General features: G+C 63.9%; 10 protein-coding genes. 4 read left to right on the top strand and 6 right to left on the bottom strand.

Annotated features, from left to right (window positions below; translation table 11 throughout):
- Positions 1-1,253 (bottom strand): glyoxylate carboligase (gene gcl, locus Q8K05_RS14360; RefSeq protein WP_305247316.1); only part of this gene is annotated, 1,253 nt, incomplete at its 3' end.
- A 124-nt stretch (positions 1,254-1,377) separates the two neighbouring features.
- Between gcl and Q8K05_RS14355 the strand changes: the two genes are divergently transcribed.
- Positions 1,378-2,292: a LysR family transcriptional regulator gene (locus tag Q8K05_RS14355; protein WP_305247315.1), complete on the top strand. Its 915-nt coding sequence runs from the start codon at positions 1,378-1,380 to the stop codon at positions 2,290-2,292.
- Between the two features lie 9 nt (positions 2,293-2,301).
- On the opposite strand, the gene Q8K05_RS14350 is transcribed toward Q8K05_RS14355, so the two are convergent.
- From Q8K05_RS14350 to Q8K05_RS14335, 4 genes are read right to left on the bottom strand one after another with little or no spacing between them, the layout of a single operon-like run.
- On the bottom strand, positions 2,302-3,525 hold the full coding sequence (locus tag Q8K05_RS14350) for an ArgE/DapE family deacylase (protein WP_305247314.1): 1,224 nt from the start codon (positions 3,523-3,525) through the stop codon (positions 2,302-2,304).
- Entirely contained in the window at positions 3,522-5,297 is a 1,776-nt protein-coding gene (gene uraD, locus Q8K05_RS14345) for a 2-oxo-4-hydroxy-4-carboxy-5-ureidoimidazoline decarboxylase (RefSeq protein ID WP_305247313.1), read from the bottom strand. The genes Q8K05_RS14350 and uraD overlap by 4 nt, the downstream gene beginning before the upstream one ends.
- 3 nt (positions 5,298-5,300) lie before the next feature.
- Positions 5,301-6,251 (bottom strand): allantoinase PuuE, encoded by a 951-nt coding sequence (puuE, locus tag Q8K05_RS14340; protein ID WP_305247312.1) that lies wholly within the window; start codon positions 6,249-6,251, stop codon positions 5,301-5,303.
- A complete protein-coding gene (locus Q8K05_RS14335) occupies positions 6,248-6,913 on the bottom strand; it encodes a GntR family transcriptional regulator (RefSeq protein WP_305247311.1) in 666 nt (221 codons plus the stop codon). The genes puuE and Q8K05_RS14335 overlap by 4 nt, the downstream gene beginning before the upstream one ends.
- Before the next feature lie 85 nt (positions 6,914-6,998).
- Between Q8K05_RS14335 and uraH the strand changes: the two genes are divergently transcribed.
- Positions 6,999-7,352: a hydroxyisourate hydrolase gene (gene uraH, locus Q8K05_RS14330; protein WP_305247310.1), complete on the top strand. Its 354-nt coding sequence runs from the start codon at positions 6,999-7,001 to the stop codon at positions 7,350-7,352.
- A gap of 85 nt (positions 7,353-7,437) precedes the next feature.
- The gene (locus Q8K05_RS14325; RefSeq protein WP_305247309.1) at positions 7,438-8,448 is read left to right on the top strand and encodes a tripartite tricarboxylate transporter substrate binding protein; all 1,011 of its coding nucleotides are present in this window, start codon (positions 7,438-7,440) and stop codon (positions 8,446-8,448) included.
- 12 nt (positions 8,449-8,460) lie between these two features.
- Here Q8K05_RS14325 and Q8K05_RS14320 read toward each other — a convergent pair whose 3' ends face one another.
- Entirely contained in the window at positions 8,461-8,964 is a 504-nt protein-coding gene (locus tag Q8K05_RS14320) for a hypothetical protein (protein ID WP_305247308.1), read from the bottom strand.
- A gap of 114 nt (positions 8,965-9,078) precedes the next feature.
- On the opposite strand from Q8K05_RS14320, the gene xdhC reads away from it, so the two are divergent.
- Positions 9,079-9,900: a xanthine dehydrogenase accessory protein XdhC gene (xdhC, locus tag Q8K05_RS14315; protein ID WP_305247307.1), complete on the top strand. Its 822-nt coding sequence runs from the start codon at positions 9,079-9,081 to the stop codon at positions 9,898-9,900.
- Positions 9,901-9,964: the final 64 nt, after the last annotated feature.

Below are 9,964 nucleotides of genomic sequence, written 5' to 3'. Positions count from 1 at the left end.
GCCTGGCCGCAGTTGATCCACTGGCGCGGGCCGTACACGTTCAGGAACTGCGCGCCGGCGATCTGGCTAAGGCCAATCGCCGAAACGTAGATAGTGTCGCGCGGGAAAACCTTGTTCATCTCTTCGTACACGCGCAAGGGCTTGATGGGTGTTTCGGTGTAGTGGGTCTTGCGGTGCATCAGCTTTTTGCGCTCTGTGCAACGACTGACCCAGCCACCAAAGTCCTTGAGCTGCTGCGCTGCCTTGCGCTCGCGCGCCACCTGAACGAACAGCTCAAGCGCGGCCTTGGCATCGCTGACGATACCGAGGTCGGGTGTGAACACGCGGCCAATCTGGGTTGGTTCGATATCGACGTGGACGAAGGTGCGACCCTTGCAGTAGACCTCAGGCGAGCCGGTGTGCCGGTTAGCCCAGCGGTTACCGATGCCGAGTACGAAGTCGCTGGCGAGCATCGTGGCGTTGCCGTAGCGATGGCTGGTTTGCAGGCCGACCATACCTGCCATCAGTGGATGGTCGTCGGGGATGGTTCCCCAGCCCATCAGCGTGGGGATTACCGGCACGCCAGTGAGTTCGGCGAACTCGACAAGCAGGTCCGAGGCATCGGCATTGATGATTCCGCCGCCGGCCACGATCAGCGGCTTGCTGGACGCCATCAGCATGTCCAGCGCCTTTTCGATCTGTTTTCGCGAGGCCGCCGGTTTGTAAGCCGGCAGCGGCTCGTAGGTGTCGATGTCAAACTCGATCTCGGCCATCTGGACGTCAAACGGCAGGTCAATCAGCACCGGTCCGGGGCGGCCCGAGCGCATCAGGTGAAAGGCCTGCTGGAACGCGCGCGGCACCAGGCCGGGCTCGCGCACCGTCACTGACCACTTCGTCACCGGCTTGGAGATGCTTTCGATGTCCACTGCCTGGAAGTCCTCCTTGTACAGCCGCGCGCGCGGTGCCTGTCCAGTGATGCACAGGATGGGTATGGAGTCGGCAATTGCGGAATAAAGGCCGGTGATCATGTCGGTACCCGCCGGCCCCGAGGTGCCGATGCACACGCCGATGTTGCCCGCCATGGCGCGGGTGTAGCCCTCGGCCATGTGCGAGGCCCCTTCGACGTGGCGCGCGAGGATATGGCTGATCGTGCCTTGCTTGCGCAGTGCGGCATAGAGCGGATTGATGGCGGCGCCAGGAACGCCGAACACCTGGCTCACGCCTTCTTTTTCCATTACCAGGACTGCGGCTTCGATCGCTTTCATTTTGGACATGGCCAGTTCTCCTTGAGTTGATTTGCACGATCAACCGACTGTAAATATCGCCTCCCACTTGCGGAAGGAGGCGCCAGCCCATAACATCTATTCCTTGATGGAATAAATAGGAAAGAGATTCCCGATGGACCGACTCCAGGCGATGCATGTATTTGTCAGGGTTGTGGAAAGTGGCAGCTTCTCGCGCGCCGCGCGCGAGTTCGCCACCACGCAGCCCACGGTCACCAAGATGGTGGCGGCGACTGAGGAACGGCTCAAGGTGCGGCTACTCAACCGCAACACCCGCGGTGTGAGCCTCACCGAATCAGGCGCCCTGTACTACGAGAAGTGCAAGATCATCGTGCGCGAGGCCGATGAGGCCGATAACATTGCTCGCGCGGGTCAAACCCAGGCGCAGGGTCTGCTGCGTGTGAGCACTTCGGTCGCATTTGGCCGACGTGTTGTGGTGCCACTGGCGCTGGACTTCATGCAGCAGCATCCTCTGGTGCAGATGGATTTGAGTTTCGAGGACCGCTACACCGATCTGGTGGCGCAGGGTGTTGATGTGGCCATCCGCATGGGCAAGCTCTCCGATTCCTCCCTGGGGGCCCGTTTCCTCGGTGTCAACCCCTGGTTGCTCACGGCTTCTGCCAAATACCTGCACGAGCACGGTATCCCCCGTGTGGCCGCTGACCTGGGCAATCATCCTGCGCTGGTGTACAGCAGCGTGCTGGGCGATGATGTCTGGCGTCTGGCCACGCCCAAGGGCGCGATGGTGACGGTGCCCGTGACCGGACGCCTGCGTTCGAATAACCTGTCGGCAGTGCTGGCCGCAGCGCGCAATGGTCTCGGTATTGCGGCAATGCCGCGCTATGTGGCCAGCGATTCGTTGGCTTCGGGGCAAGTGGTGGAGGTGCTCAAGAACCATACATTGCCCGAGCAGGAGATACACGCCGTGTTCCCTTCTCCGAAACTGGTATCGGGCAAGGTGCTGGCTTTCATCGCCTACCTGCAGGGACGGCTGGGCGTGCGCTGGTGGGAAACCCTGCCCAAGGTATGAACCTGCTCGTCAAGACAGCAAATCCTTGAGTGTTCTCGCAATGACCTGGGTGGCGCGGCGCAGGTCTTCGAGTTCCAGCCGTTCGTCAGCCCGCTTGGCATGCGATTCCAGCACGGTGCGCGGCCCGGCGCCGTAGATCACGCCCGGAATGCCGGCCTCGGCGTAAAGCCGTACATCGGTGTACAGCGGCGTGCCCATCGCGGGAATCTTCTGGCCAAAAAGGACTTCGCCGTGTTTCTGCAGGGCTTCCACCAACGGCCGGTTGCCTGGCAGCGGCTGCATCGAGCGCGCCAGCAGCAACCGTTTGATGTCGATGCGGATGCCCGGGCAAGCAGCGGCGGCATCGGCCATCACCTGGCGCAGCGTGGTTTCGACGTCCGCCGGGTTTTCTTCCGGGATCATGCGGCGGTCGAGCTTGAACGTGACTTTGCCGGGCACCACGTTGGTGTTGGTGCCGCCCTCAATGCAGCCGACGTTGAGGTAGGGATGCTGTATGCCCGGAACGCGGGAGGTGATTTGCCGGTAAAGCGCATTTTGCGCATACAGCGCGTTCAGTATCTGCACCGCGCCCTGCAGCGCGTCGACGCCGGTGTCGGGAATGGCCGCATGGGCCATTTTTCCGTGCACCGTGACTTCCATTTGCAGGCAGCCATTGTGGGCCGTCACCACCTCGTAGCTGAAGCCGGCGGCAATCATCAGGTCGGGGCTGCTCAGGCCTTGCTTGAGCAGCCAGCCCGGGCCCAGTTCGCCGCCAAATTCTTCGTCGTAGGTGAAATGAAGCTCGACATTGCCGTGCAGCGGTGCGCCCAGTGACTCGAGGGCGCGCACGGCAAAGGTGAAGCTGGCAAAGTCGCACTTGCTGACGGCAGAGGCGCGGCCAAAAATTTTGCCGTCCTCAATCTCGCCGCCATAGGGGTCGTGGATCCAGCCTTCACCGGGCGGCACGACATCGCCGTGGGCGTTGAGGGCGATGGTTTTTCCTTCACCGTAGCGGCGGCGCACGATCAGGTTGGTGATCGATTCGAGTCCATAGGCCTGCACGTCGGCGGCCGGCACCGGGTACTTTTCAGCCTCGAAGCCAAAGGCCTGGAGCAGTTCGGCGGTTCGCTCGGCATGTGGTGCGTTGTTGCCGGGCGGCGTGTCGGTGGGCACGCGTATCAGTTCTTGCAGAAAGCGCACTTCCTCGTCGAAGTGGGCGTTGATCCAGGCGTCGAGCTTGTCGTAGTCGGTCATGCGGTCTCAAGGGCAAGCTGGTTCAGCAACTGCTGGAAGGCCAAAATGGCGAGTTGCATGTCGTCGCTGGTGGTGCTCTCCAGCGGGTTGTGGCTGATGCCGGAGTTTTCGCCGCGCACAAACAGCATGGCCTGCGGCATGATTTTGTGCAGTTTCATCGCGTCGTGCCCCGCGCCGCTCGGCATGCGGTGCAGCGGCAGGCCCAGCGCCTCGACCGCGCGCTCCCAGCGCTGCTGCCATGTGGGCGCGCTGGGGGCGGCGGCGGCGCGTTCGGTCAGCTCCTGCGTGCAGTGCACACCGCGGCGCCCGCAAATGGCATTGAGTTGCGCCAGCACATCGCGGGCCAGCGCGTCGCGCTGCGCATCGAGCGGCGCGCGCAGGTCGAGTGAAAAAACGCAGCGCCCCGGCACCACGTTGATCGAGCCGTTCGGCACCTGCAGCAGGCCCACGGTTCCGACCGAGTCGGTATCCTGACCAGCGCGCTGTTCCACATACAGCGCCAGTTCGGCCACGGCGGTGGCGGCGTCGCGGCGGCGGTTCATGGGCGTGGTGCCGGCGTGGCTGGCCACGCCGGTGACCTCGCACAGATAGCGCACGCTGCCGTTGATGGAGGTGACGATGCCCAGCGGAAGGTCCAGTTCGTTGAGCACCGGGCCCTGCTCGATGTGAACCTCGACAAAGCCCAGGTAGTTCGCGGAGTTGCGCTTGAGCATGACGATGCCGTCAATGTTGAGCCCGGCGTGCTGCATGGCTTCGCGCATCGTGATGCCGTCAGCGTCTTTTTGCTCCAGCCATTCGGGCTTGAAGTCGCCGGTCAGCGCGCCCGAGCCGAGGAAGGTCGCTGTGTAGCGCTGGCCTTCTTCCTCTGCAAAACCAATTACTTCCACGTTGAAGGGCAGTCGCCTGCCCTGGCGGTGCAATTCACGCACGCAGGCCAGCGGCACAAAAATACCGAGGCGGCCGTCGTACTTGCCGCCGTTGCGCACGGTGTCGTAGTGGCTGCCGGTCAGCAGCGTGGGGGCACCGGGGCTGGCCGCCCGGTAAACACCCACCACGTTGCCGACGGCGTCTATCGTCACGTCGTCAAAGCCGCTTTCCCGCATCGTGCTGGCAATGAACTGCGCGCAGGCCCGATGCGCATCGGTGAGGTAGGTCACCGTGAGCTGGCCTTGATCAAGATAGCCAGGGTCGCTGTACTGCGCCAGCTGCTCCTGCCAGTCCCAGACCGCGTTGCCCAAAGTGGGTTCCAGCGCAAACTTGTCATTGAGCCGCAACTCCACCACGCGGTGAATGTTGCGCAGGCATTCCTGCTGTTCAAAGTCCGGCTGGTGCTGCAGGCGGCGCGCAAAGGTGGCGATGATCTGCTGCTTGCGCAGCCCGGTGCCGCGCGGCCCGCGCACCGCCAGAATAAAGGGAAAGCCGAATTTGGCGTTGTAGTCGGTGTTGAGTTGCTGCAGGGTTGCGAACTCCTCGGGCGTGCAGTCGGTCAGGCCCGCCTTGTCCTGCTCCTGCCGGGACTGCAGCGTCAGGCTTGGGCTGACCATGGCCTTGCCGGCCAGTTCCGGGTGGGCGCGTATGAGGCGAAGTTGCGCCTCCGGACCGGCACCCTGCAGCACGCGCGCCATCACCTGCTTCAGCTGCGCCAGTGACTGGAAGGGGCGCGCATCGAGCGCCTTGTCGGCTACCCAGGGTGCGTGTTCGTAAAGACCATCCAGCAGCTGCAGCGCCTCTGCGCGCGGCGCGGTATTGATGTGTTCAAGCGTGAGGGCCATGCCTTAACTTTCTTGCGGGTCCTGACAGGGATGGGTGCGTTGCCAGTGCCGCGCAATGTCGATGCGGCGGCAGACCCAGACCTGCGTGTGCTGTTGCACATGGTCCAGAAAGCGCTGCAGCGCCACGATGCGGCCGGGGCGGCCCAGCAAGCGGCAATGCATGCCAATGCTGAGCATCTTGGGGGCGTTCAGCCCGTTCGGGTCGCCTTCGGCGTAAAGCGTGTCAAAACTGTCGCGCAGATAAACAAAAAAATCTTCGGCCTGCGCAAAGCCCTGCGGCAGTGAAAAGCGCATGTCGTTGGTGTCCATGGCGTAGGGCAGCACCAGGCGCGGCACCACCGTGCCATCGGTGCGGGCCACCGGCGTCCAGAACGGCAGGTCGTCTCCGTAATAGTCGCTGTCGTAGGCCAGCTGGCCATCGTCCGCCACCAGGCGGCGGGTGCGCGGGCTGTCGCGGCCGGTGTACCAGCCCAGCGGGCGCGTGCCGGTGAGCTGCTCAATCGCGTCCAGGCCCAGGCGCATGTGCGTGCGCTCGACGTCCTCACTCACGTTCTGGTAATTGATCCAGCGCCAGCCGTGGCAGGCGATTTCGTGGCCCAGTTCGACAAAGGCGGCCGTCACATCGGGCGCACGTTGCAAGGCCATGCCGACGCCAAACACGGTGAGCGGCAACTGGCGTTTTTCGAATTCGCGCAGGATGCGCCACACGCCCGCGCGCGCACCGTATTCGTAAATGCTTTCCATGCTCAGGTGCCGGTCGGCAAAGCTGGGCGGGTTGAACATTTCCGACAGGAACTGCTCGGACCCGGCGTCCCCGTGGAGCACCGCGTTTTCGCTGCCTTCTTCGTAGTTCAGGACAAACTGCACGGCGATGCGCGCCTGGCCTGGCCACTGCGCATGGGGCGGGTGGCGGCCATAGCCGATCAGGTCGCGCGGATAGGGGGCCATGTTCATGGCAATGCCATCGAAATGTCGTCGGGGGGAAGCTTGCGGTCCAGGGTGAGGCTTTGCTCAACCTGCAGCAAATGCGCGTTCATCAGCTGCACGGCGAGCGCTTCATCTTTGGCGGCCAGGGCCTTGACGATGCCGGCATGCTCGTCATGGGAATGTTCGGCGGCGCTGGCGCTCTGGTACATCAGGGTAATGAGGGCGCAGCGCGAAATCAGTTCGCCCAGCACTTGCGCCAGGACTTTATTGCCCATGAGCTCGGCCATGCGTACATGAAAATCACCGAGCGCCCGGGTGCGCCCGGGCACGTCGCCCTGCTTGACGGCGGATTTTTCCTGCGCGATGTGGTCCTTCAGGGCCTTGATCCTGGCGGGCGTTACATCGCGCACAAAGGCGCGGGTCATCTCAGCTTCCAGCATGCGCCGAACGGCAAACACCTGTTGGGCCTCCAGGGCCGAGGGCGACGCCACAAAAGCGCCGCGCGCAGGCTCCAGGCGGATCAGGCGGTTTTGCGAGAGCTGAAACAGCGCCTGCCGCACCAGGGTGCGGGATACGCCGAAATGGTCGGCCAGTTTTTGCTCGGGCAGCTTGCTGCCCGGATGCAGCCGGTGCTCCACAATGGCTTTGGTCAGCGCTTCGACAATCGCGTGGGTGGTGGAGGATTCCATCGGGCCATCATAGCCAAAAATCCAAAACTGTATACACTTTTGAACGCTGGCTATTTGTAGCAGCGGTCAACTTTCAAGGAATGCCATGGGCTTGAGCACACATGTACTGGACACCATGCACGGCACGCCCGCGGGCGGCATGCAGGTGAAGCTTTACACCACGCGAGGTGACGAGGCCGTGCTGGTCAACAGCTTTGCCCTCAACCCCGACGGCCGCAACCCCGACGGGCTGCTGTATGACAGTGCCAGCTTGCGGCCCGGCACTTACCGGCTGGTGTTCGACGTGGCGGGCTACTTCAAGGCCAGGGGTGTGGCGCTGCCCGAGCCCCCTTTTCTGAACCAGGTGACGCTGGACTTTGGCGTGGCCGACACCCGCCAGCATTACCATGTGCCGCTGCTGGTCAGCCCCTGGAGTTATTCGACCTACCGGGGCAGTTGAGCCGCGTCCGGCTGGCCTCCCTGTCATGAAGGCGTCATGGGCGTGGGGCAAAAATAGAAATATATCAACCTCGATCGCTTTTCCCATGAATGTCAAGTCACCCGGCACGCTGAGCCGCCGTCACGCCTTGTTGTTGTCGGCCGGCGCAGCCGCCAGCCTGATGCGGCCGGCCGCCGCGCTGGCGCAAGCTGCTACAGCCGCCTACCCTGATCGGGCCGTCAGGATCGTCGTGCCTTTTGCGCCTGGCGCCGGCACCGACGCGATGGCGCGCCTGATGGCGCAAAAGCTGGGCGATGTCATGAACGCCAGCTTTGTGGTGGATAACCGCGCCGGTGCTTCGGGTGCGATTGGCACGCAGTACGTCGCTCAGGCGCCGGCGGACGGTTACACGCTGCTGCTGGTGGCTTCGCCCTTCACGACGGTTGCCGCCTCCCTGCCGAGCGCCAACTACGACCCGTTGCAGCAGTTCGCCCCCGTGGGCCTGATCGCCACCGGGCCGCTGGTTTGGGCCGCCAACACCAAACTGCCGGTCAGCACCATGAAGGAGCTCGTCGCGCTGGCCCGGCAAAAGCCTGGCGTGCTTAATTACGGCTCGGCGGGTGCCGGCGGGGTCAATCACCTGGTGCTGGAACTCCTGAAGGCGCGCACCGGCACCTTCATTACGCACATTCCCTACCGCGGCGTGGCGCCCGCCACCATGGACATGATCGGCGGGCAAATCGAGCTGGTCACAGGCACCATTCCGGCTTTGTTGCCGTTCATCAAAAATGGCAGCGTCAAGCCGCTGGCCGTGACGAGCGCCAGGCGCTCCAGTGCATTGCCCGGCGTGCCCAGCATGCTGGAGGCCGGTTTTTCAGGCATTGATGTGGTGAACTATTTCGCGCTGATGGCTCCTGCGGGCACGCCCGCCGCCATCATCGACAGCCTCAATGCGGCCATCAACAAGGTCGTGGCGTTGCCGGAGGTGATGTTGCGTTTCAAGGCCGATGCCGTGGACGCCGTCCCCGGGTCGCCCGCGCAACTCGGGCAGTTCATTGAGTCCGATTACCGCGCCTGGCGCAAGGTCGTGAAACTGCAAAACCTGAAAATTGAGTAGTCGGGAAGGCCTTCAGTCTTGCCCTTCGGTCAGCGTATCGAGCTGGAACTGGCCGCTTTTGTGCCACAGCCAGGTGTCGGTGTAAACCACCTTGCCGAGCCGGGTGGGAGCCGGGAACGGCGAGGCCTGCCGAACGGTGCGCTCAATTTCCGCGATGACTTCAGGTGCATGGCGAGGCGCCCGCATCCAGTCCAGCCGGGTCACGCGGCCGACCCGGTCTATCTCCACGTTGAGCACGCCAATGGCGTACAGCAGGGGAGGCATTCTGCCTTTGTAGATGCGCGCGGCGTTGAGCCCATAAAGATGGGTGGCGCCGTCTTCGCGGTAGGCGCGCGGCGAGGTCGCACCCGAACTTCGGGCCGAGCCTTTGGGGCCGACGACAGGCCCGGTCACCGCGCCCGCTTCGGGTGGCTGGATCTGGGGTTTGGGTGCGGTTTTGCAGGCGCTCACCACGGCAGCGGCCGCGGCGCTCATCAGGGTCAGCAGCCAGAAGCGGCGGGGTTTGGTGTCGGGCATAGGATGTCTCTCGGGGGTCTGGCGGGGGCTGTCTTGGTGCTAAGGTGGCGGTGAAACGCCGGTCTGGCTATTTTGCCCATTATTTTCTCGCCTCATTCTGCCAACAGGTCGCCCATGGTTTCCAGCAACACGAGCCACCACACCGAAATATTTTTGACCCGCCTGGTTGGCCAGCCGGCCGTGCTGGTGCAGGTGGCCTCCACCCGGGGTTCGGTTCCGCGCGAGGCGGGCACCTGGATGGCTGTTTTTTCCGACGCGCTGGTGGGCACCATTGGCGGCGGCCATCTGGAATACCAGGCCATTGCCACGGCCCGCGCGCAGTTGCAGCAGGCCGGCGGGCAGGGCGGTGAGGCCACGCTGCGCTTTGCGCTGGGCCCGGCCCTCGGCCAGTGCTGCGGCGGCGTGGTGCATCTGCGTTTTGAGCCGGTCAGCGCCCGCGATGTACCTGCGCTGTTGCCGCGCCTGGCAGGCGGGCTGACACCGGTGGCGCTGTTCGGTGGCGGCCATGTGGGCCAGGCGCTGGTGCAGGTGCTGGCGCCGTTGCCGTTCAGGCTCACCTGGATTGACAGCCGCGACGGCGTGTTTCCTGCCGTGGCGCCGAGCGTCATGTGCGAGCATTCCGAGCCGGTGCAGGCCGCCGTGCCGGGTCTGGCGCCGCAGTCGCGGGTGCTGATCATGAGCTTTAGCCACGCCGAAGACCTGGACGTGGTGGCGGCCTGTTTGAAGCGTCAGCGCGCGCAAGCCGACTTGCCCTACGTCGGCCTGATTGGCAGCAAGACCAAATGGGCCGTGTTTGGCCATCGGCTGCAAGCCAGAGGCTTCACGCCCGCTGAGCTGGCGCACGTCACTTGCCCGATTGGCGTGCCCGGCATCGCCGGCAAGGAGCCCGAAGTGATTGCCGTTGCCGTGGCGGCGCAGCTGCTGCAAACCCTATAAACTCGCAACGTCAGGCCGCAGCGGAGCCGGGAAACCCCCACCCAGTGCAGTTTCTTTTGTTCGC

The sequence above is a fragment of the Polaromonas sp. genome (assembly GCF_030682935.1).
GTDB lineage: Bacteria > Pseudomonadota > Gammaproteobacteria > Burkholderiales > Burkholderiaceae_C > Polaromonas.
Note: the sequence above shows the minus strand (reverse complement) of the source record. Positions and strands in the feature narration are given on the sequence as shown.

Coding starts and splice junctions, on each gene's coding strand:
- puuE (WP_305247312.1), bottom strand. CDS start 6,251: ATGAACATGGCCCCCTATCCGCGCGACCTGATCGGCTATGGCCGCCAC.
- uraH (WP_305247310.1), top strand. CDS start 6,999: ATGGGCTTGAGCACACATGTACTGGACACCATGCACGGCACGCCCGCG.
- uraD (WP_305247313.1), bottom strand. CDS start 5,297: ATGGCCCTCACGCTTGAACACATCAATACCGCGCCGCGCGCAGAGGCG.
- Q8K05_RS14350 (WP_305247314.1), bottom strand. CDS start 3,525: ATGACCGACTACGACAAGCTCGACGCCTGGATCAACGCCCACTTCGAC.
- Q8K05_RS14325 (WP_305247309.1), top strand. CDS start 7,438: ATGAATGTCAAGTCACCCGGCACGCTGAGCCGCCGTCACGCCTTGTTG.
- xdhC (WP_305247307.1), top strand. CDS start 9,079: ATGGTTTCCAGCAACACGAGCCACCACACCGAAATATTTTTGACCCGC.
- Q8K05_RS14355 (WP_305247315.1), top strand. CDS start 1,378: ATGGACCGACTCCAGGCGATGCATGTATTTGTCAGGGTTGTGGAAAGT.
- Q8K05_RS14335 (WP_305247311.1), bottom strand. CDS start 6,913: ATGGAATCCTCCACCACCCACGCGATTGTCGAAGCGCTGACCAAAGCC.
- Q8K05_RS14320 (WP_305247308.1), bottom strand. CDS start 8,964: ATGCCCGACACCAAACCCCGCCGCTTCTGGCTGCTGACCCTGATGAGC.